At 73.1% G+C, this 21,092-nt stretch carries 22 protein-coding genes; 12 read left to right on the forward strand and 10 right to left on the reverse strand.

Going from position 1 to position 21,092, the window contains the following annotated elements:
* Window positions 1–20: 20 nt before the first annotated feature.
* Window positions 21–404 carry a winged helix-turn-helix transcriptional regulator gene (locus ABD371_RS02815; RefSeq protein ID WP_190123229.1) on the reverse strand — a complete coding sequence of 128 codons (384 nt, stop codon included), beginning with the start codon at window positions 402–404 and terminating at the stop codon, window positions 21–23.
* Between the two features lie 109 nt (window positions 405–513).
* Between ABD371_RS02815 and ABD371_RS02820 the strand changes: the two genes are divergently transcribed.
* Window positions 514–942, forward strand: coding sequence for a RidA family protein (locus ABD371_RS02820; protein ID WP_344472295.1), 429 nt, complete (start codon window positions 514–516; stop codon window positions 940–942).
* Here ABD371_RS02820 and ABD371_RS02825 read toward each other — a convergent pair.
* Window positions 927–1,817 carry a putative RNA methyltransferase gene (locus ABD371_RS02825; protein WP_344472296.1) on the reverse strand — a complete coding sequence of 297 codons (891 nt, stop codon included), beginning with the start codon at window positions 1,815–1,817 and terminating at the stop codon, window positions 927–929. The two genes, ABD371_RS02820 and ABD371_RS02825, sit on opposite strands and share 16 nt — an antisense overlap.
* Before the next feature lie 272 nt (window positions 1,818–2,089).
* Here ABD371_RS02825 and ABD371_RS02830 point away from each other — a divergent pair, with 272 nt between their 5' ends.
* From ABD371_RS02830 to ABD371_RS02845, 4 genes are all read left to right on the forward strand, one after another.
* The gene (locus tag ABD371_RS02830; RefSeq protein WP_344472298.1) at window positions 2,090–2,890 is read left to right on the forward strand and encodes a TSUP family transporter; all 801 of its coding nucleotides are present in this window, start codon (window positions 2,090–2,092) and stop codon (window positions 2,888–2,890) included.
* Window positions 2,891–2,995: 105 nt separating this feature from the next.
* Complete coding sequence (locus tag ABD371_RS02835; protein WP_344472299.1) at window positions 2,996–4,498, forward strand: alpha/beta fold hydrolase; 1,503 nt, start codon at window positions 2,996–2,998, stop codon at window positions 4,496–4,498.
* Window positions 4,499–4,744: 246 nt separating this feature from the next.
* Window positions 4,745–5,080 (forward strand): hypothetical protein, encoded by a 336-nt coding sequence (locus ABD371_RS02840; RefSeq protein ID WP_344472301.1) that lies wholly within the window; start codon window positions 4,745–4,747, stop codon window positions 5,078–5,080.
* Between the two features lie 197 nt (window positions 5,081–5,277).
* Complete coding sequence (locus tag ABD371_RS02845) at window positions 5,278–6,489, forward strand: glycosyltransferase (protein WP_344472303.1); 1,212 nt, start codon at window positions 5,278–5,280, stop codon at window positions 6,487–6,489.
* 6 nt (window positions 6,490–6,495) lie between these two features.
* Here the strand turns inward: ABD371_RS02845 and ABD371_RS02850 are convergent, their stop codons facing one another.
* Both ABD371_RS02850 and ABD371_RS02855 read right to left on the reverse strand, forming a co-directional pair.
* The gene (locus ABD371_RS02850; RefSeq protein ID WP_344472305.1) at window positions 6,496–7,776 is read right to left on the reverse strand and encodes a DUF308 domain-containing protein; all 1,281 of its coding nucleotides are present in this window, start codon (window positions 7,774–7,776) and stop codon (window positions 6,496–6,498) included.
* Window positions 7,777–7,884: 108 nt separating this feature from the next.
* Entirely contained in the window at window positions 7,885–8,172 is a 288-nt protein-coding gene (locus ABD371_RS02855; RefSeq protein ID WP_425575801.1) for a metal-sensitive transcriptional regulator, read from the reverse strand.
* Window positions 8,173–8,275: 103 nt separating this feature from the next.
* Here ABD371_RS02855 and ABD371_RS02860 point away from each other — a divergent pair, with 103 nt between their 5' ends.
* The 7 genes from ABD371_RS02860 to ABD371_RS02890 all read left to right on the forward strand — a co-directional run bounded on the left by ABD371_RS02860 (window position 8,276) and on the right by ABD371_RS02890 (window position 14,829).
* Window positions 8,276–9,658, forward strand: a complete 1,383-nt coding sequence (locus ABD371_RS02860) for an MBL fold metallo-hydrolase (protein ID WP_344472307.1) — start codon at window positions 8,276–8,278, stop codon at window positions 9,656–9,658.
* The gene (locus ABD371_RS02865; protein ID WP_344472309.1) at window positions 9,655–10,422 is read left to right on the forward strand and encodes a sulfite exporter TauE/SafE family protein; all 768 of its coding nucleotides are present in this window, start codon (window positions 9,655–9,657) and stop codon (window positions 10,420–10,422) included. Before ABD371_RS02860 ends, ABD371_RS02865 begins: the two co-directional genes overlap by 4 nt.
* 25 nt (window positions 10,423–10,447) lie before the next feature.
* Window positions 10,448–11,020, forward strand: coding sequence for a rhodanese-like domain-containing protein (locus ABD371_RS02870; RefSeq protein ID WP_344472311.1), 573 nt, complete (start codon window positions 10,448–10,450; stop codon window positions 11,018–11,020).
* 369 nt (window positions 11,021–11,389) lie between these two features.
* Entirely contained in the window at window positions 11,390–12,241 is an 852-nt protein-coding gene (locus ABD371_RS02875; RefSeq protein ID WP_344472313.1) for a DUF1996 domain-containing protein, read from the forward strand.
* Between the two features lie 79 nt (window positions 12,242–12,320).
* Complete coding sequence (locus tag ABD371_RS02880) at window positions 12,321–12,887, forward strand: sigma-70 family RNA polymerase sigma factor (protein WP_344472315.1); 567 nt, start codon at window positions 12,321–12,323, stop codon at window positions 12,885–12,887.
* Window positions 12,884–13,606, forward strand: a complete 723-nt coding sequence (locus ABD371_RS02885; protein ID WP_344472317.1) for an anti-sigma factor family protein — start codon at window positions 12,884–12,886, stop codon at window positions 13,604–13,606. The genes ABD371_RS02880 and ABD371_RS02885 overlap by 4 nt, the downstream gene beginning before the upstream one ends.
* 206 nt (window positions 13,607–13,812) lie before the next feature.
* On the forward strand, window positions 13,813–14,829 hold the full coding sequence (locus ABD371_RS02890; protein WP_344472319.1) for a CHRD domain-containing protein: 1,017 nt from the start codon (window positions 13,813–13,815) through the stop codon (window positions 14,827–14,829).
* An 18-nt stretch (window positions 14,830–14,847) separates the two neighbouring features.
* On the opposite strand, the gene ABD371_RS02895 is transcribed toward ABD371_RS02890, so the two are convergent.
* The 6 genes from ABD371_RS02895 to ABD371_RS02920 form a co-directional block, all read right to left on the reverse strand.
* Window positions 14,848–15,645, reverse strand: a complete 798-nt coding sequence (locus ABD371_RS02895) for a discoidin domain-containing protein (protein ID WP_344472321.1) — start codon at window positions 15,643–15,645, stop codon at window positions 14,848–14,850.
* A 212-nt stretch (window positions 15,646–15,857) separates the two neighbouring features.
* On the reverse strand, window positions 15,858–16,430 hold the full coding sequence (locus tag ABD371_RS02900; RefSeq protein WP_344472322.1) for a phage tail protein: 573 nt from the start codon (window positions 16,428–16,430) through the stop codon (window positions 15,858–15,860).
* Between the two features lie 4 nt (window positions 16,431–16,434).
* Window positions 16,435–18,444: a putative baseplate assembly protein gene (locus tag ABD371_RS02905; RefSeq protein ID WP_344472324.1), complete on the reverse strand. Its 2,010-nt coding sequence runs from the start codon at window positions 18,442–18,444 to the stop codon at window positions 16,435–16,437.
* Window positions 18,441–18,890: a GPW/gp25 family protein gene (locus ABD371_RS02910; RefSeq protein WP_344472326.1), complete on the reverse strand. Its 450-nt coding sequence runs from the start codon at window positions 18,888–18,890 to the stop codon at window positions 18,441–18,443. Before ABD371_RS02910 ends, ABD371_RS02905 begins: the two co-directional genes overlap by 4 nt.
* A 6-nt stretch (window positions 18,891–18,896) precedes the next feature.
* The gene (locus ABD371_RS02915) at window positions 18,897–19,172 is read right to left on the reverse strand and encodes a PAAR domain-containing protein (RefSeq protein ID WP_344472328.1); all 276 of its coding nucleotides are present in this window, start codon (window positions 19,170–19,172) and stop codon (window positions 18,897–18,899) included.
* Between the two features lie 45 nt (window positions 19,173–19,217).
* Entirely contained in the window at window positions 19,218–21,089 is a 1,872-nt protein-coding gene (locus ABD371_RS02920; protein WP_344472330.1) for a VgrG-related protein, read from the reverse strand.
* Between the last annotated feature and the right edge of the window lie 3 nt (window positions 21,090–21,092).

Consider the following 21,092-nt stretch of genomic DNA (forward strand, 5'->3'; position numbering starts at 1 on the left):
CGGTGTTGCGGCCGGACCTGTCACGCGTCGAAGCGGCGGCGCGCGTCCTCGATGTGGCCGAGGTGCCGATGGGTCCAGCCGCACAGGGCGTCGACCGTCGCCCGGAGCCCCTGGCCCGACTCGGTCAGGGTGTACTCGACCCTCGGCGGCACGGTGGGGTACACCTTCCGGTCGACCAGGCCGTTCCGCTCCAGCATGCGCAGATTCTGGGTGAGCATCTTGTGGCTGATGCCCTCGACCTCGTTCCGCAGCCCGCTGAAGCGCAGCGTCCCCTCACCGAGCGCCTCGATGATCAGAAGCGCCCACTTGTTGGCGACGTCCGAGAAGATCTCCCGCGCCAGCGAGTCCGCGCGCCGCAGGTCGGCGTCCTCGGGCAGGTCCTTGAGCAGTCGCTTGGTCACCATGAGGTTCCTCAGTCACCGAAAAGTGCGTTCTTCCAGGTCAGCCATCACTCTCCTATGGTTTCCGAGTAACCACAAGAGAGCAAAACCTTCGGAAGGGCGAGCACACACCATGACCACCACCACCGTCGACGTCTTCAACCACAACGTGCCGGCCGAGAGCGACTTCGGCTACTCACAGGCGATCAGGTCCGGCGATCTGATCTACATCTCCGGACAGCTCTCCTTCGGCGAGGCGGGCGAACTCCTCCACCCGGACGACTTCGCCGCCCAGCTCAGGCAGACCCACGCCAACACGGACAAGATCCTCGACCACTACGGCGTCACCCGGAACCAGGTCGTCTCACAGGTCCTGTACCTGGTGAACCTCCGGGAGAACGCGGCGGCCATGGCGGAGGGCAACCTCGCGTACTTCGGTGCCCACCGCCCGGCCGCCACGGCCTTCGGCGTCACCGACCTCACCTTCCCCGGCCAGGTGGTCGAGATCAGCTTCGTCGTGGACACCAAGCTGCCGTCCGGCCCTGGTCAGCGGGGCCGGTAGACACCGGCCAGTACGGAGACGGTGGCGGTGGCCCGGTCGGGCAGGCGGTCCTCGTCATCGCCCTCGGCGTCCGTCATGTGGCGCGCGCTCGGCGTCATCCCCACCAGGTCCGGGGTCTCCAGCCCGGTCAGGGAGGACATGCGGTACTCGACCCGCTCGGTCGCGACGGCCTCGAAGTACGGGTCGAGCGCCCGGTGCAGACGCTGTTCCTTGGCCGGGTCGACGGCGACCATCGCCCGTACCCGGCCGCGCAGTTCGGCCAGGTGCCGTCCGGTCGGGCGTACGACGATCAGCGCGCCGGCCGGACGCAGTATCCGGTGGAACTCGGACGGGTTGCGCGGGGCGAACACGTTCAGCACGACATCGGCCGTCCCGTCGGCCAGGGGGAAGGGGCGGAAGACGTCCCAGCTCGCGGCGGCGGCCCGTTCATGCGACCGGGCGGCGGCGCGCAGCGCCCGTACCGAGGTGTCCAGCCCCAGGCCACGGGCGTCGGGGAGGCGGTCGAGCACACCGGCCAGGTAGTAGCCCGTACCGCATCCGACGTCGACGACCGTCCGCTGTACGCCGGTTCCGGAGCCGGTTCCGGAGCCCGTACCGGAACCAGCGACCGCCAGTCGGGCCACGGCCCGGCGGATGGGGAGATATCTGCCGGTGGCCAGGAACCGGTCCCGGGCCCGCACCATGGCCGCGTCGTCGCCGCTGGTGGCGCGGGCACCGGTCAGGAGAGCGGCGTACCCGTGGCGGGCCAGGTCGAAGGTGTGGCCCGCCGGGCAGCGCAGCGACGCGCCGCTGTCCGGGTGGAGGCGCGAGCGGCACAGCGGGCAGCGCAGGAAGTCGAGGAACTGTTCGAGGGCAGGGGGAAGCGACACGGGCACAAGGCACTCCGGCGACGGTGAGGGGAAGGGGGGGATGCTGCCCGCGTTGCGCGGGCATGACGAGGAGGGCGATGCCGGTCGGCATCGCCCTCAGTCCCTTCCGGTCAGAGGAAGCAGTAGTGCGGGGTGCTCAGAAATGCCACGCCGCGAGTTTACGGGCCCCGGCGAGGGCCCCGACGATGGCCCCGTTCGTGAACACCGTGTTGCCGAGCGGCCGTTCCCCCGCTGTTCGGGCCGATACTGACCCGACGATTCCGGGGCGGGGGCAGCGGGTGGACTGGTGGCTGGGGCTGGGCGGGCTGCTCGCGGGCCTGTCGATAGCGGTCGTGACCGCGCCGGTCGGGGTCTCGGGGGCGGTGTTCCTGCTGCCCGTCCAGCTCAGCGTGTTCGCCGTGCCCAACCCGGCGGTCACCCCCACCAACCTTCTCTTCAACGTCGTCGCCGGGCCCGGCGCGCTGTGGCGGCACCGGCGCACCGGGGCCCTGCGCGGCCCCCTCACCCGGCGGCTCGTCCTGGGCACCCTCCCGGGCGTGGTCATCGGCGCGGTGATCCGGGTCTTCGCCCTGCCCGGCCCCACCGTCTTCCGGCTCCTCATCGCCGGCCTCCTGCTCCCGCTCGGCCTGTGGCTGTGCGCCCGCACCCTGCGGCCGGTACGCGACCGGCCCGCCGCCGATGCCACGGGTGCCGCCGAGCCTCCCGCCCGTACCGTCACCGTTCTCGCCGTCGCCGTGGGAATCGTCGGCGGCATCTACGGCATCGGCGGCGGCTCCCTCCTCGGCCCCCTCCTCGTCGGCCGGGGCATGCCGGTCTCCCGCGTCGCCCCCGCCGCCCTCGCGGCCACCTTCGCCACCTCCCTCCTCGGCGCGGCCACCTTCGCCCTCCTCTCCCTCACCGGCGGCACGGACATCGCCCCCGACTGGTACCTCGGCCTCTCCTGCGGCCTCGGCGGCCTTCTCGGCGGCTATCTGGGGGCCCGCCTTCAGCCTCACCTCCCCGAAACCGCGCTCCGTCTTCTCCTCGGGACCCTCGCCGCCGCGATCGGCGCTCTCTACGCGGTGCAGACGCTGAGCTGAGGCCCTCGGCCCGCGTCCACTCCCGCGACGGCCTGCCACGACACGTCGCCGGGCGGCGGACATCCTTCGCCGTGGGCCCGCTCGGGCCCGCTAACGTCCCGAATCATGAAGAGAATCGCGACCCTCGGCGCGCTCGCTCTCTCGCTCGCCGCCCTCGGCCCCGCGCCGGGCGGGGGAGTCGACGGCCGGGACGGGCTGGACCGCTTCCGGAACCAGTCCGTCGAATGGGCCGTGTGCGCGGACGCCGCTCTCGCCGCGAGCGGGACGGAGTGCGCCCGGATCACCGTCCCGCTCGACTACGGCGAGCCGGCGGGGCGGACCATCGGGATCGCCGTCTCGCGCATCGCGTCGACGGACCCCTCGAAGCGGCGCGGGATCCTCCAGACCAATCCGGGCGGGCCCGGGGAACGGGGGCTGGGGATGCCGGGGGAGTTGCAGAGGACGATGCCCGCGGAGGTGGCGTCCGCGTACGACATCATCGGCATGGACGCGCGGGGCATCGGCGAGAGCAGCCCTCTCGACTGCGGTCTGACGCGGAGCAGTTGGCTGCTGTACGCGCCGGGGGCGGACCGGCCGGGGTTCGAGGAGAGCGTGCGGCGCTCCCGCGAGGACGCGCGCGCGTGCTGGGAGAAGCGCCCCGACCTGCTGCCGCATCTGTCGACGCGGAACATCGCCCGGGACGTGGACATCGTCCGCGGCGCGCTGGGCGAGCGGAGAACCTCGTGGTTCGGACAGTCGTACGGGACGGTGCTGGGCTCCGTCTACGCCCAGCTGTTCCCGCACCGGGTCGACCGGCTGGTCCTCGACAGCGCCCCCGACCCCGCCGAGTACCCGCTGGTGACGGTGCGCCGCTCGGGCCCCGCCAACGAGCGCGCCCTCGACGACTTCGCGGCCTGGGCCGCGCCGAGGCACCGGGAGTACGGACTCGGCTCCACGCCCACGGCCGTCCGCGCCGGGGTCCACGCGACGATCGACCGGGCGGCGCGGGAGCCGATCACTCTCGGCGGACACCGGCTCACCGACCACGAGCTGCCCCTGCTGCTTCTGGTCGCGGTCGGCGACGACACCCTGAACCCGGAGTTCGCCACCCTGCTCCGGCTCCTGCGGGACGCCGCCGACGGGAAACCGGTCACCGTGCCCGGCCGGCTGGCCGGGGTCCTGGACCTGCTCCTCACCGGAGCCGGAACCGCCCGGACGGCGGACTACGCGGCCCAGCTGGGAATCTTCTGCGCCGACGCCGCCATGCCCCGCGATCCCGAGCACTACTGGCGGGCGGTGGAACGCAGCCGCCGCTCCCAGCCGGTCTTCGGCCCGCTGACCCACGCGCCACTGCCCTGCGCGTTCTGGAAGGACATGCCGCGCGAATCCCCGACCCTCATCGACAACACGATCCCGGCACTCCAGCTCCAGGCGACCGGGGACACCCGCACGGCCTATGCCTCAGGGCTCGGAATGCACCGGGCCATGCGCGCCTCAAAGCTGGTGACCGTGTCCGCCAGGGCGCACGCGATCTACCTCCACCACCCCGGCGAATGCGCCCGGCGGGCCGTCAACGCCTATCTGCTGCACGGTGAATTGCCGGCCCGGGACATCGTCTGCGCCGCGTGAGAGCGGGTGTTTCCGACGGCCGCCGATTCGCGGAGATCGTGACGCGGATCTCCGTCCGGGAGGGCGACTCGCGCGGGCCGACCCGGTCAGGAGGCCGAATCCGGAGGCCGAATCCGGAGCCGGACCGGGGCCGCCCGGGACAATGGAGACCGAATCGCCTTATGTACGGGGGCCGTGTCATCTTCTCCTTGATTCTCGCCTGCGACGTGCTCTTCTGGGTCTTCCTTGCCGGCGGCCTACCTCGGTATGACCGTGGTCTACGGGCACGGCGTCGTCCGCTGGGCCGACGCGAAGTTCGCCCGCCGCTTCGGCGGGGCCGTCGCCGAGCCCCGTCCCGAGCTGTACGGCCGTGCGGCCGTCGCGGACGCCTGGAAGTCCTGGCTCAGGTTTCTGCTGGCTTATGCGATCAGCGTCGGCATGATCTTCGGCCTGGTGGTGCTGGTCGGCACCCTCGACGAAGGCGCCCCGCTGCTGGTCTGGCTCAACCCGCTGACCAAGGTCCTTGTGTACAGCCTCATGTGGCCAATCGTGGCCACTGTCCGGCCGGGCAGGGCGCCGGAGGCGGCGGAAGGGAATCGCTGACCGGGCGGCGGGGCCCGGGGAACCGGGGGCCCGGGGCAAAAACAAAAGGCAAGGAGGGAATCCTCTCCTTGCCACTCTCAAGTTATAGCGCAGTGGGGGGCTTGCGGCAAGGCCCCGTTCGTCCCGCAGAATCGTCGGCCTGAGCCGGAAATCCGAGCGGTTCGGAATCCGTGGAAACCAGGATTCAGGAGTGACGAATGCGCGTTTTACTGTCCACTTACGGATCGCGCGGCGATGTCGAGCCGCTGGTGGGACTCGCCGTCCGGCTGCGGGAGTTCGGTGCCGAGGTGCGGGTGTGCGCGCCGCCGGACGAGGACTTCGCGCGGAGGCTGGCCGGGGTCGGGGTGCCGATGACGCCGGTTCATCGGTCGGCGCGGGCGCTGACGAAGGCCGTGCACGCGCCGGGGGATCTGCCCAGGAGCGCGGCCGAGTTGATCGCCGGTCAGCTGGACCCGTTGAGGGAGGCGGGCGAGGGGTGCGACGTGCTGGTGGCGACCGGTGCGATGCCTGCGATGGCGGGGGCGCTGTCGGTGGCGGAGAAGCTGGGCGTCCCCGCCGTGTCGGTGACCTTTCAGCAGCTCACGCTCCCCTCGCCGCACCATGCGCCGCTGGCGTATCCGGGCCGTCCCTTCCCGCCGGGGGTGACCGACAGCCGGAAGCTGTGGGAGCTGGACGCGGAGAGCGTCAACGCGCTCTTCGGCGAGGCTCTGAACGCCGGCCGCGCGTCGATCGGGCTGCCGCCGGTGGCGGACGTGCGCGACTATGTCGTCGGCGACCGCCCCTGGCTCGCGACGGACCCGGTCCTGGACCCGTGGCTGACCCCCGCCGACCTCGATCCCGTCCAGACCGGTGCGTGGATCCAGCCGGACGAACGCCCGCTCGACGCCGGGCTGCTGTCCTTCCTGGAGGCCGGGGAACCGCCGGTCTACGTCGGCTTCGGCAGCATGCCCATGCACACCTCCTCGGACGCCGCGCGGGTGGCCATCGACGCCGTCCGCGCCCAGGGCCGCCGCGTACTCCTCTCCCACGGCTGGGCCGACCTCTCCCCGATCGACGGCCAGGCCGACTGCTTCGCCGTCGGCGAGGCCAACCACCAGGCCCTCTTCCCCCGCGTCGCCGCCGTCGTCCACCACGGCGGCGCGGGCACCACCACCACGGCCGCCCGCGCCGGCACCCCCCAAGTCGTCGTCCCCCAGGCCGTCGACCAGCCCTACTGGGCCACCCGCGTCACCACCCTCGGCATCGGCGCGGCCCACCCCGGTCCGACCCCGACCTTCCAGTCCCTCTCCGCCGCCCTCGACGCGGCCCTGCTGCCCGAGACCCTCGCACGGGCGACCGCTGTCGCGGGCACGGTCCGTACGGACGGGACGACGGTGGCGGCGGAACTGCTGCTCGGCGGGGTGGGGTGAGGGGGTTCATTCGGGGGCGGGGTCCGTCAGCGCGGCGAAGGGCACGGTGGCCACCCCCGACCCCACCCAGAAGACTCCGTACTGGTCGTAGGATTCGTCGTCGGCCGACGCTTTTCCCTTTGATTTCGCGGGGGAGATGGTCAGCCGGACGTGAGTGGAGTCCTTCCCCGTCGTCCATCGTGAATACACATGGCGGGGCTCCCTCGTCACGTTGACGATATTGTTGTTGTGCACCACTCTGCCGCTGTGCAGGACCTGGTCCTCGCATTCGGGCGGACATGCAAAGAACCGCGCCTGATCCGGATCCCAGGAGTGCCGGGGAATCTCGAACTCGGGGCCGATCTTCCCGCGGTCCTTCCGCAGCAGGGCGATCACGGTGGTGGCCCGCACCAGGTCGTATCCGGCATTCGCCGGGATTTGCGCGACTCTCTGCTCGACCTGCACGTCTCCGGTCTCCAGCCAGGTGCCGGCACGGATCACCGGGCCGGTGTTGATGATCTCCTCCCTGGCGGGTCCGACGTAACGCTCGGCGTCGAACCTGCGTTTCACATCGGTTTTCCAGCCCGTCAGATCCCGAGATTTCTCCTCGAATGCGGCCGACCGCCCCATGACCTGGTAGGAACTGTTGAGGATATAGGAAGCGACCTTCCCGGTATTCTCTGTGCGGATGGTCACCGGGAGGTTGACGATCTTCCTTCCGGGGTCCATCACCGGATTGCCGAATGTGATGTCAACGGCGAACTGGACGGGCAGGGAGTAGGGCTGGTAAACGGCGGAGTACGCCAGGTTCGTACTGGCCAGCAGCGCCGTGGCCGTCACCCCCGCCGCGAACCCCTTGGGGTGCGGGATCCCCCGCCACGCCCTCTCCCCGCCCAGGAGCCGGAGCGCCCACAGCGACCAGCAGAGCAGCGGGAAGTAGGCCAGCGCGTAAGGCGTGTACTCCCTCTCCTGGAACCACAGGAGGACCAGGAGCCCGCTCGTGAACAGCGCGATGAGCGCACCGATCAGCGTCACCGCGCCGGAGTGCCTCCAGCGGCGCTTTCCCCAGTAGTCGAAGGCGGCGGCCGCCGCCGCCCCCTGGACCAGGCCCGAGGCGACGAAGAGGAATCCGGTGACCCGCCCGGCGAAGGTCAGGGCCGCGAAGGCGTCCGCGCTGCCGATGACGATGAGCAGGATCATCGAGCCCAGCAGGCCCGCGATCATGAGCGCGGTGACGGCCCGCCTGAAGCGGACCTCGCACGGGCCGTCGCCGTCCGGGGCTTCCGTGGTCGCTCTGGGGTGGCTCATGGGAGCAGGGTCGACCGGAGGCGGAGGACGCGCTTCCCGGGCTGCTCCAAGCAGAGGATCCCGCCCGGCCCCGGCGACCCCGGCCCGGCCCGGTCGCCCCGGCCTCGGTCAGGCCAGGGTGAGGAAGATCTTCTCCAGCTCTTCCTCGTTGATCTTGGGCTCGCCGCCCTCTTCGCGGGTGGTCATGCATTCGCGCATACGGGTGGCGATGATCTTGAAGCCGGCGCGGTCCAGGGCGCGGCTGACGGCGGCGAGCTGGGTGACGATGTCGCGGCAGTCGCGGCCCTCTTCGACCATGGAGATGACGGCGGTCAGCTGGCCCTGGGCGCGGCGCAGGCGGTTGAGGACGGCGCGGGCGGCGGCTTCCTCGTCGGGGGTCATGGCGGCGGTGTCCATGGGGCGGGCTCCTCGGTGCGGGGTCTCCAGCATACCCCGGGGGGTAATCTGTTACGGTCGAATTAATACCCCGGGGGGTAATCTGTGAGGAAGTGAGCGGCACGTGTTCTTCGTCGACACCATCGAGATCGAAGGGCTGGGCAACCGGCACTACCTGGCCGGAGGCCTCAGTACGGCGGTCGCGGTGGACCCGCCGCGCGACATCGATCAGGTGATCGCGGCGGCGGCCCGCCGGGGAGTGCGGATCACGCATGTCGTGGAGACCCACATCCACAACGACTATGTGACCGGTGGGCTGGAGCTGGCGAGGCTGACCGGGGCCGCCTATCTGGTGCCGGCCGCCGCGCAGGTCTCCTTCGCCCGGGTGCCGGTCCGCGACGGAGATGTGATCGACGTCGACGAGGGAGTGACGGTGCGGGCCCTGGCCACCCCGGGCCACACCCCGCATCACACCGCGTACGTCCTCCAGGAGGACGGCTCCCCGGTCGCGGCGTTCACGGGCGGTTCGCTGCTGATCGGCGGGGTGGGCCGGCCCGATCTGGTCGAGCCCCGGCTGACCGAGCGGCTGGCGCGCGCGCAGCACGCCTCGGCGCGGCGGCTGGCCGAGGAGCTGCCCGACAGCGCCTCGGTGCTGCCCACGCACGGCTTCGGGAGCTTCTGCTCCTCGGGTCAGGCGGGGGGCGACGCGAGCACCATCGGACGGGAGAAGACGTTCAACGCGGCGCTGGCCCAGGACGTCGACACCTTCGTCGCCGGACTGCTGGCCGGGCTGGAGGACGTACCCGCCTATTACGCGCACATGGGCCCGGCCAACGCGGCGGGCCCCGCCCCGGTCGATCTGACCGCGCCGGCACGCGCCGACGCGGAGGAGATCGCGGCGCGGCTCGCGGCCGGGGAGTGGGTCGTGGATCTGCGGAACCGGGTCGCGTTCGCCGAGGGGCATGTCGCGGGATCGTTCAACTTCGAGGCCGACGGCAAGATCGCCACGTATCTGGCGTGGATGATCCCGTGGGGGAAGCCCGTCACGCTGCTCGCCGACTCCCCGCGGCAGCTCGCCGAGGCGCAGCGCGAGCTGGTACGGGTCGGCATCGACCGGCCCGCCGCCGCCGCGACCGGCGGCCCGGCGGACTGGGTGCGCCCCGGCGAGGCCCCGGTCTCGTTCCGCCGGGCGGGCTTCGCCGAGCTGGCCGAGGAGCTGCGCGGGGCGGGGGAGCGGCCGGTGGTCCTGGATGTGCGCCGGGACTCCGAGCGGGCGGGCGGACATGTCGGGGGATCGGTCCACATCCCGGTGCACGCGCTGCACCGGCGGATCGACGAGGTGCCCGCCGGGACCGTCTGGGTGCACTGCGCGGGCGGCATGCGGGCCGGGATCGCGGCCTCGCTGCTGGACGCGGCCGGCCGGGACGTGGTCGCCGTGGACGACGGCTTCGACCGCGCCGTCGACGCGGGTCTGACCGTCGTCCGAACCGCCGCGGACGCCATATGACCGTCCTCGCCCTGGCGGCCGGGGCCGTGGTCGGTCTCGCCCTCGGCGGGCTGGGCGGGGGCGGCGGTGTGCTGGCCGTCCCCGCGCTGATCTATCTGCTCGGCTTCAGCCCGGCCGCCGCCACCACCGCCGGTCTGATCATCGTCGCCGTGACCTCGCTCGTCTCGCTGGTCGCCCGTGCCAGGGACGGCGAGGTCCGCTGGCGGGCCGGGCTGCTCTTCGCGGGCGCGGGCATCGGCCCCGCCGCGCTCGGCGGGTACGCGGCGGGCCGGGTCCCCGGCCCCGTCCTGACCGCGGCCTTCGCCGTGATCGCCGCCCTCGCGGCCTGGCGCATGCTCCGGCCGTCCGCGCCCGGCGGCCATCCGGACGAGGGCCGTGAGAGCCCTCCCGTGCGGCCGGCCCGTGCCCTGGGTGCGGGGGCCGGTCTCGGCGCGGTCACCGGCGTACTCGGCGTGGGCGGCGGCTTTCTCGCCGTGCCGGCGCTGGTGAGCGTGGTCGGGCTGCGGATGAAGGCCGCCGTCGGCACCAGCCTGCTGGTCATCGCCATCACCTCCACCGCCGCGCTCACCACCCGCGCGGGCACCGCCGACGGCCTCGACTGGGCCGTCGTCGCCCCCTTCACCGGGGCCGCGATCCTCGGCGCGTGGGACGGCAAGCGCCTCGCCGCCCGGCTCTCCGGCGACCGGCTGCGGCGCGTGTTCGCGTACGTCCTGCTCGCCGTGGCCGCCTTCATGCTCCTCGACGTCCTCCTCCGAACCTCCTAGTCACCACCCCGAAAAGGAACCAGCCATGAGCACCACCGCCCTCACCACCGACACCGCCCGCGAGCGTCTGCACACCCTGACCGTCATCGATGTGCGCACCCCCGGCGAGTACGCCTCGGGACACCTGCCCACCGCCCACAACATCCCCCTCGACGCCCTCGGCCGCGCCCTGCCCGCCCTGCGCGAAGCCGCCGGCCGGGGCGAACTCCTCATGGTCTGCGCCTCCGGGGCGCGCTCGCTCAACGCCTGCGCCCTGCTGGCCCGCGACGGTGTGACCGCCGCGACCCTGGACGGCGGGACCACGGCCTGGGCCGCCGCCGGAGGCGAGATCCACCGGCCCGCGACCACGGGCCGGACCGTCTGGGCGATGGACCGTCAGGTCCGTTTCACCGCGGGCTCCCTCGTACTCCTCGGTCTGCTCCTCGCCCTGCTCGTGCACCCCGCCTTCCAGCTGCTCTCGGCGGGCATCGCGGCGGGACTCGTCTTCTCCGCCCTCTCCAACACCTGCGCGATGGCCGCCCTCCTCGGGAAGCTGCCCCACAACCGCCCCGGCCGGGCCGATCTGGACACCACCCTCGCGAACCTGCGGCGGGGCTGACCGGCGGCACAGTAGCGGGTGAACCGCGAACGGCCGCCGTCCCCTTCTCCCGCGCGAATTTCCCATAGCGGCCGGCGGTCGCCCCGGCCGCTATAAGATCCATTGCTCTTCCCGCCCCCCGCACACGGAAGGAGGGCGGGAACGGTTCAACGCGTTGATATTGAAGATGCGGGTCCGTGCTGGGATTCTGACCCCGTGGTGAAAAATCCGCGCCGTCAGGGAGCCGCACTGATGCAGACCCCGCCGCTCTTATTGACCTTGTGTCTTACTCTGGTCATCGGGGTTGTCGTCGCCCTGACCGCGACGGAGAGCGGTTCTTCGCCGGGCTCTTCACCCGGCTCTTCGGCAGCGGCCGGGGAATATGCCGAATTGGCCGACTTTTCGCTCGCCTCGGATCCCCCGCCGGGCCCCGACGCCTCCACCGGTGTCTTCACCGAGGAATGCGGGCGCAATGAGAGACGGCAGTACAACACGGACAATGTGGTGACCTCGCCGGGAATCGTCGGCGGCGCACACCACACCCACGACTATGTCGGCAACACCTCGACCAACGCCCGCTCCACCGACCGGAGTCTGGCCGCCGCAGGCACCACGTGCGCGAACGGCGACCTCTCCACCTACTTCTGGCCGGTGCTGCGAAGGCTGGACCGCGCCGGGACCGACGGCGATGCCCACGGCGGCGGTGCGCACGGCAACACGGGCGAGATCCTCACCCCCTCCTCGGTACGGCTGGAGTACCACGGCAGCCCGGTGAGCCGGGTGATCCCCATGCCGCGCTTCCTGCGGATGGTCACCGGCGACCCGGTGGCGGCGACCGGCGGCGACGCGCGCGTACGCGCCCAGTGGGGATGCGCGGGCCACCCCGGCCGCTTCACCGTGAAGTACCCGGTCTGCCCGGCCGGCCACGGGCCCACCCGTACGCTCGACTTCCCCAGCTGCTGGAACGGACTGCACACCGACAGCGAAGGACACCGGGCGCATGTGGCCTTCCCCGGGGCGGGCGGCGGCTGCCCGGCCGCCACCTTCCCGGTGCCCCGGCTGAGGATCGTCCTCGGCTACGAGCTGCCGCGCTCCGTGCCCTTCGCGCTCGACTCCTTCCCCGCGCAGAAGCGTCACCCCAAGACCGACCACGCGATGTTCATCAACGTGATGACGGAACGACAGCAGGCCCGGCTGACCGCGTGTCTGAACGAGGGCCGCCGCTGCGGCACCGACTCCTGAAGCCTTCGCCCCGCCGTTGAACCGACCCCGCACCAGGGCCGTGTTGAGCGCATGGCCAAGCAGAGGACGGAGTGAGTGGATGGCGGCACTATGGTCCCGCACTCGTCAGAAGGCGAGTGACGAAGTGCTGATACGGGCCCTCTACGAGGAACACGGCAGAGCCCTCCTCGCCTACGCGCAGCGGCTCACCGGAGACCGCAGCGCCGCCGAGGACGTGGTGCAGGAGACTCTGATCCGGGCCTGGAAACACCCCGACGCGCTGGTCAACGGCAAGGGATCGGTACGGGGCTGGCTCCTCACGGTGGCCCGCAACATCGTCACCGACCGCTTCCGCGCCCGCGCCGCCCGTCCGCCCGAGGTCGCCCCGTCGCCCACCAACGGGCCGGTGGAGGCGGACCACGCCGAGGCCGTGGTCGACTCGATGATGGTGATGGAGGCCCTCGACCGGCTCTCGCCCGACCACCGGGAGGTGCTGCTGGAAATCTACTTCCGCGGACACACCGTCGCCGAAGCCGCCACCACCCTCGGAATACCGGCCGGGACCGTCAAGTCCCGTTCCCACTACGCGCTGAAGTCCCTGAGAGAGCTGTACACGGAGAAGCCCGGAACGGCGAAGCTCGTCATGGTGAAGGAGGCGGCGGCATGAGCACCCGGCAGCACGACAATGAAATGCTGGGCGCTTATGTGCTCGGCGCTCTGGACGAACGGGAGGCACAGGCCGTCGAAGAGCACGTCAAATCCTGCGAGATCTGCCGCGAAGAGGTCTCCGTGCTCAGGGAATGGGAGACGGCCCTCGGCGAGGTCCCGCCCGAGGCCTTTCTCGACGGTCCCCCCCAGGACGGCGAACTGCTGCTCCGGCGGACCCTGCGGCAGGCCCGCGAGGAGCGCGGCACGGCCGAGCGTCTGCGGGGCTCCCTCCTGACCGCCGCCGCGGTCGTCGCGGCGGCGGCCGTCCTCGGCGGCGGATTCGTCCTCGGCCGCTCGACCGGTGAGGACCGTACGCCACCGGCCGCCCGCCCGTCCGCCGTCTCGTCCGCGCCGGCCGCTCCGGCCCCCACCGGGGTCGTGGTCGCCTCCGCCCGGGACCGGGGCACCGGGGCCAGGATGGCGGTACGGATGACCCCGGCCGCCGAGTGGGTGCGGCTCAATGTCTCCGTCAGCGGGATCCCGGCGGGGGAGCGGTGCAGAATCGTGGTGGTGAGCAGGGACGGCACCCGTGAAGTGGCCGGGAGCTGGCTGGTCGGCAGCGCGGAGAAGGGGGCCAATCTCGACGGCTCCGCCGCCGTCCCCCGGGAGGACGTCGCCTCGATCGTGGTGGAGAACGAGGCGGGCAAAACCTATGTGGCCACACCCCTCAGGACCTGAAGGGTGAGGTCCTCCTTTTTGAAGGGGCCGGGCGGTGAACCGTCCGGCCCTTTCGTACGTGGACCGGTTGCGCCGGCTTTCACTCCCGCCCCCGCTCCCACTCCCGCTCCGCGCCCCAGCCCCCTACCTCCTACCCGACGGTCCGGCCCGCACCCGCACCCCGCCCCCGTACCCGCCCCGCACCCGTCCGCGAAAGGACGCCCACGATGCGCAGACTCCTCTCGGCCGCCACTGCCGCCGTCTCACTCGCCGTCGGGGCGGCGGCCTGCACCGATCCCGCCCCGGTGGCCGGCGGCGGGGGCGGCGCGCGGCCGGTCCACGGCATCCCCAGCCCGGCGGGCTCGGACCGGACCACGCCCGCCCCGCCGGCGGCGCCGGGGGGCGGGGCGAGCGCCCTCCAGAACCTCCCGGGCGAGACCCCCGTATCCCTGATCGCCCGGCTCGACGGCTCCGGGCACGTACCGGTCGGGGGCGGCCCGGCCGGCGGCGACCGCGGCGACCGCGACGGCCGCGCCGTCGTCAAGGCCGAGGTCAAGGGCGACCGGATCACCTTCTCCCTCACCTGGAGCGGGCTCTCCAACCCGACCCTCGCCCGGATCCACCGGGGCGAGGCGGGCGCCAACGGCGACCTCGTCGCCGGGCTGTTCACCAAGGCGATGCCCGAAGGCGTCCACTCCGCGGCGGGACAGACCACCGTCACCGACGCCGACCTCGCCGAACTGCTGCGCACCGACCCCGGCGGCCACTACGTCAGCCTCCACACCGACGAGTTCCCCGGCGGCGCGGTCCGGGCCCAGCTCGAACCGTACGACCGGGAGATCAACCCGCTCGGCGTCATCCGGGGCGGCGAGCCGCGCGCCCAGGCCGACGGCGGACAGGAGGTCCCGGCCGCCGGGGCGCGCGCCGTGGCCGACCCCGACGGTCACGCCGTCGTCTTCCTCCGGCCCGGCAGCGGATCCATCGGCTACTCCCTGACCTGGGTCAACATCACGCCCCCGCTCTCGGTCCACCTCCACAGGGGCGCGCTCGGCAGAAACGGCCCGATGGCGCTCTCGCTCCTCGGCACCCCGATGCCCCCGAACATCTTCGCCGTGTCGGGCACGGTCCCGGTGCCGCGCGCCGAGCTGATCCAGCAGCTCACCTCGAACCCCGAGGCGTTCTACGCCAGTCTGCACACCGAGGACTTCCGCGACGGGGCGGTACGCGGCCAGTTCTTCCGCTGATCGGACAGCCGCCGGTGGTCAGTGGTGCCGGCTGCCGAAGAACTCGACCTCCGCGATCGCCGGCCGTCCGCCGGCCCCGGTCCCGTAGGCCGCGTCCGTCGTCAGCCGGACCCCGACCACCCGGTCCCCCCGCACCTCGAAGGTCTGCTCGCCCGGCTGGTCCTTGAGCCGGATCCGCTTCGTCGTCCGCCCACCGGACTCGGCGACGAGCGTCACGGTGATCCTGGCCGGGCGGGCCCGGGTGAGGAACTCGTCCCGCCGCGCCGACGTGCCGGAGAAGACGATGATCTTTCTGACCTTCACCGGCTGCTCGAAGTCGCACTCCACGAACTCGCCGACGTCCTGCCCGGCCCTCCCCGGGGCCCAGTAGCGGTTGCTGAAGCCGTCGAAGGCGGCGCTCGCCGGATGCCCCGGCGCGCTGCTGGAGGCCCGGAACACGGCGGGCGGCAGCGGCTCCTGGGCCCCGGTCTCCTCCTTCGCGAACCCGATCGCCCACGGGAGGTGCGGCAGCCCGAACCACACCGCCGCCGCCACCACGGCCAGCGCCAGCGGCAGCCCGAGCCCCGGCCGCCGCCACAGCCTCCGGCGCGGTCTGGTCCCGGCGACCGGAGCCGCCCGGGGCCTACGGCGCAGCACCCGCCGCCACCGGGGGAGGCGTACCGCCGGCCCGGGCCCGGGTCCTGGGTCGAGCAGCAGCGCGCAGCGGACGCAGAGCGTACGGCCCGGGGGGTTCTCGGCCCGGCAGGCCGGGCAGCGGACACTCCTCCCCGGCGGCGCGGGGGCGGGGGCGGGAGCGTCCGCCCCCGCGCCGGCCACCGGCGGCAGGGGCCCCTCCTCGTCCCCGGGCCGCCTCGGCGCTACCGGGTCATCGCCCGGGGTATTCGGTTCCGGCTCCGGTTCGTGTTCCGGTTCTGTACGTGTGGCCGCGCCCGCGCCCGTACCCCGCGCGGGCTCCCAGTCGAGGAAGGCCTCGCACGAAGTGCAGAACGCCGTCCCCGGCGCGTTCCGCTGCCCGCACGCCTCACAGATCACTCCGCGCCCCCGTTCCCGTCTCCGTCCCCGTTGCCGTCCGGCAGCAGCTCCAGATCGAAGCCGACATGCGCGGGCACCTCCGTACGCAGCAACTCCTCCAGCCGCACCCGCTCGACCGGGGTCGCCCCGAGCCGGAGCCGGACCGTCACCCAGGGGCGGGCCGCCCCCGGCGCGGCGGTCCCGGCCCGCGTGGACCACGCCGTACCCCCGCTCTCGACGATCTCCGGCTCGACGCCGGTCTCCAGCCGCACCGCCTCCGCGAGCCCGCGCGCCGTCCCGCGCGCGCTGTGCCGGGAGACCGCGCCGCGCACCGCCGCCCGGCGCTGCTCCGGCGGTCCTTCGGCGCGCGGTTCGACCGCCACCCAGCGGGCCAGCCAGTCGAGGAAGTCCTCGGGCGCGCTGCGCGGGTCGAGATGGGCGGGGAGGTTGTCGATGGCGAGCAGGACCGGCGCGAGCACCTCGTCGAGCGCCCCCAGAAAGCGCCGGAGGAAGTCCTGCTCCAGATAGACGGCGGGGAGCCGGTCGATCAGCGGGTGCGGGCTCGGCAGTCCGGGCACGGCCCTTCGCACGGCCTCAGCCCTCCCGTACCCGGAGCTGGTGGGCATGGCTGAAGACCAGCGCGTGCCGGTCGAGCGTGATCCTGGTGGCGGCCTCGGTGCGCCGGCCGGTCACCGGGTCGGCGGGGAAGAGGCGTACGTCCTCGACCAGATCGACCCCCGGCACCTGCTGGAGCACGGCGAACGCCTCGCCCGACTGGACCGGTCTGCCGAACGGCCAGCCCTGCCCGGCCGGGCCGCCGGTCAGCGGGTTGAAGTAGCCGTACAGCGCCGCCAGGGCCGTCTCCCGCACCCGCTCCGGGACCGCGCCCCGGCGGGCCAGCACCGTGGCGACGACGGTGACGCCCTGGTAGAAGGGCGGTTCGACCACCAGCCGGGCCCCGATCGGCCGGCGCTCGTCGAGATGGCGGGCGATCCGCGCGAGGGTGGACTCCGGCGGGATCAGTTCGTCGAACGCGATCCGGCCCCGCTCGTCCCCGCTGCCCGCCGGCACCACCAGCAGCCGTACCACCCCGGCCTCGGCCCCCGGCTCCTCCCCGGCGGGCACGCAGCGCACCCGGGCCGCGTCCGGCGCGACCTCCCGGGCGAGGAGTTCGTAGTCGTGCGGCACGACGGCCCGGTGCAGGGTGCGCAGCGTCATCGGCCCGCGCACCCGCGCGCTCTCCACGCTCTCGCCGTCGACGCCGCCGAGCGCCGGTACGCGGTTCTCCACCCGGGCCACATAGGGGATCGCGCCGCGCAGCACCCGCAGGGTGGAGCGGGCGACATTGCCGCGCAGCCCGCCGCCGGTGCGGTAGGACCGCACGCGTACGGTGGCGCCCTTCGGCGGCACCGCGCCGTAGTGGCGGATCCCGCCGTCCCGTTCGCGCACGGCGGGGCCGAACTCGACCCGGCCCGAGTTGGGGTCCAGGGTGATGTGCCGGTCCTCGGGGCCGGAGTGGGCGAAGTCGTCGACCCGGGTCCACTCCCGTGTACCGTCCGCACCGCTGCCGGAACCGGTTTCCGCTCCGGCCGCCGGTTCGGAGATCTCGACGACGAACTCCCCGGGGACCACCGGCGGGCGGGCGACGGCGAACACCTGGCCCGGCACCCCCTCCGCCGCCCCGAGCACCTCGTCCGTGACGGTCTCCGCGTGTTCCGCGCCGACGGTCGCGCCGATCGTGAACGCGGTCACCCCGCGCACCACCGGCGATGCCACATACGTCGGCTGCCCCGGCTCGGCCTCGGTCAGCCGGCAGCGCAGCCAGCCGCCGGTGCGCCGGGCGACGGCCGTCGGGGCGTGGGCCCGGGGCAGATGCAGGATCAGCTCCCCGGACTTGTTGAAGCCGCCCGTGTCGTCCTTCTCGACCTCGCAGACCCGCCAGGCCTCGCCGTCCCAGGCCTCCCACACCAGCGGCGGTCGCAGCGGGTCAACGCCCACGCCCTCCACCGTGCAGTCCAGCCGCAGGGCGACGACCCCGGACGGCACGGCCGCCGACAGACCGACGTAGAGCGCGTCCCCGGGGGCCGGGCCGCTCCCGGTGCCGGTGCCGGTGCCGGTGCCGAAGCACGGTACGTCGTGGCCGAGCGCCAGCTCCTCCGTACGGTCCACGGCCTCCCCCGACACCGGCCGGGTGGCGAGATGGGCGTAGGCGCAGGGCACCACGGACAGTTCGCCGACGGTGGTGAAGACCACCGCCTCCTCGGTCGCGGTACGGACGGTGGCGACCTCCGTGCCCGCCCGCACCCGCACCGGCTCCGGCTGGGGCGCGGAGAGCCGGAAGGTCACCCGCGTCCGCGCGGCGGTGGGCGGGTGGAGCCGGACCCCGATCAGGTCGAGGAAGGTCAGATAGCTCTTCTCCGGGACCCGGTTCACCCGGTAGACCAACTGGTCCACCATGGTCGCGAAGGCCTCGATCAGGGTCACCCCGGGGTCCGACACATTGTGGTCGGTCCACTCCGGGCAGCGCTGCTGCACCAGGCGCTTGGCCTCGTCCACCAGATCCTGGAACCGCCGGTCGTCCAGATGCGGGCTGGGCAGATTCACGCGCCCGCCCCCTCGCCGTGGCCGCCGTACTCGCCGTACGACTGCGGTTGTTCGTGCTGCGGGATCACATAGAACGGGAAGACGAGATTCCGGGGGTCGTTGGCCCCCCGGACCGTATAGCCGATGTCGATGTACAGCACCCCCTGGTCCGCCGCGTCGAAGCGGACGGCCACCTCGGTCACCTCGATCCTCGGCTCCCAGCGCTCCAGCGCGAGGCGCACCTCGTACGCGAGCTGCCCGGCCGTCCCCGCGTCGGCGGGCGCGAACACATAGTCGTTGATCGCGCAGCCGAACTCCGGCCGCATCGGGCGCTCGCCCGGCGAGGTCGCCAGGATCAGCCGGATCGACTCCTCCAGCTCGTGTTCCCCGCGTACCAGCGCGATCGAGCCGGTGGCGTCCACACGCGGCGGAAAGGCCCAGCCCGCGCCGATGAACTGCTGTCCCATCGCCGCTCAGCCCCCGATCAGCACGGTCGGGCAGCCGGAGACCACCGGGGAGCCGCAGCCCGCGAGATCACCGGCACGGGCGGCGGGCCGCCCGCCGATCAGCACGGTGGAGCTGCCGGGCGGGGCGAGCGCGGACGGCGGATGGCCCGGGGCCGCGCACTGGTGCGCGCCGCCGACGGTGGCGGCGGGCCGTCCTCCGATCAGTACGGACGGGACACCGGGCGGCCCGATCGTGCCGGGGTGTCCGGTGGGGTCGCCGACGCGGGCGGCTGCTGCCGACATGACGTTCCTCCTCCTGGGGTTCGGTCTCGGTCGATCTCAGCTGTCTCAGTTGATGCGCACCATGGGGGCGTTGACGGAGAGCGAGCCGCCTGCCTTGATGTCGGTCCTCTGGGTGCCGTTGACCGCCACCCGCGCGCCCTGCACCTCGACCGTGCCGCCGGTCGCGAGCCGTACCCGGCCGCTGCCGCCGTCGACCACCACCCCGGTGCGGGAGGTCAGCGCGAGGCTCTGCCCGGCGAGTTCGAGCGGCCCCTCGCCCGCGTCCAGGGCGACGCCCCGGGCCGCCTTGATGGAGACCTTCTCCTTGGCCTCGATGGTCACACCGCCGTCGCTGTTGATGACGATCACGGTGCCCCGGCGGTCGAGATCGATGGTCAGCCTGCCGTCGCCGGTGAGCAGCCGGACGCCCTGCGGGCCGTCGGCGTGGTCCAGGATCTCCAGCTGGTTCCCGCTCTTGGAGGCGAAGGCGCGGCGGTTGACCGCGCCGGTGGTGGGGTCGACCAGATCGCCGCCCGGTTTCCCCGCGGTGGGGGACCCTCCGCCCGGCCGGTCCTTCCCGTTGTAGAGCCCGGCGAGGACGTACGGCCGGTCCAGCCGCCCGTGCTCGAAGCCGACCAGCACCTCGTCGCCGACCTCCGGAATGAACGCCTCCCCGCCGCCGGTCCCGCCGGACTGCGCGGTGCGCGCCCAGTCGCTCGCGTACTCGTCGGACAGCCACGGGAACCGCACCTTCACCCGCCCCGACCCCTCCGGGTCCTGGGTGTCCGTCACCGTCCCGTTCACCAGCCCCTGCGGGCGCGAGCCGCCGCCCGGCGCGCCGCCGCCGGTCAGCCCGAACAGCGAGCGCTCCTGCTGACCCGAGACGGTGATCCAGGTCTCGTAACCGCGTACCGGGTCGAAGACATGGCGCGTCGACGTGACCGTGTACCGCCCCTCGAAGGGCGCGCCCACCGCGTTGAGCGCCACCGCACTGCCCGCCCTGACCTCCGGGTTCCCCCGGATCACCGCCTCCAGCTCCGCGAACGACCCGGCGATCCGCTCGGCGAGCGCCCTGGCCGCCAGATCCACCTGCTCCTGTGTCCCGTACGCCGCGTCCGTCACCACGAACCGCGCCTCGCCGAAGGGCGCGGACACCTCGGCCGCCGTCACCCCCAGCTCCAGGGTGGCGGACCTGCCCGCCGGGGCCCGCCCCACCAGCGGCTCCTTCGTCCGCACGTCCCAGCCGCGCACCTCGACCTCGGAGACCTGCTCGGCGGAGGACACCCCCGCCCGGCAGCGCAGCAGATTGGCCCCCATCTCCAGCACCAGCGGATCGCGCTCGGCCCGCGCCGATCCGCCGGGCGCGCCGCCCGCCCCGGTGGGCCGGGTGATGTGCAGGCTCCCGTCGCGCACATACGCCTGGGCCCCGGCCTCCTCCGCGAGTCCGCGCACGAACTCCCAGTCGGTGACATTCGGCTGTACGAGGTGTTCGAGCACCGGCCCGGCCACGTCCACCGGCCCCGGCTTCAGCCCGGCGCGCCGGGCGACCTGGGCGCAGACGTCGGCGAGCGTCATGTTCTGGTAGCTGGCCACCCGGCGGCCCCGGAAGAGCCGGTGCGACTCGTCCATGCCCCGCACGACGGTGAAGGTGCCCGTCTCGTCCAGCTCCACCTCCAGCGCGGTCACCACCCCCGTCAGCAGCGGGTTCGGCGCACTGTCGCCGCCCGCGCGGGCCAGCAGCCGCGCCTCGCCGCCGATCGCGAGACCGGTCCGCGCCAGCAGCACCCGGCCGGGGTCGCGGAAGCGCAGCACGAAGAGGTCGGGGAGCGTACGGCTGTCGTCCACATACCCCTCGACCAGGGTGTTCGCCAGCTCGGCGGGGAGCGGTGTGCCGCCGAACTCCACCACCAGCGCCGACGCGACGCCCTGCCCGGCCATCCC

Origin of the sequence: Streptomyces amakusaensis (assembly GCF_039532665.1) — a bacterium.
Lineage (GTDB): Bacteria > Actinomycetota > Actinomycetes > Streptomycetales > Streptomycetaceae > Streptomyces > Streptomyces amakusaensis.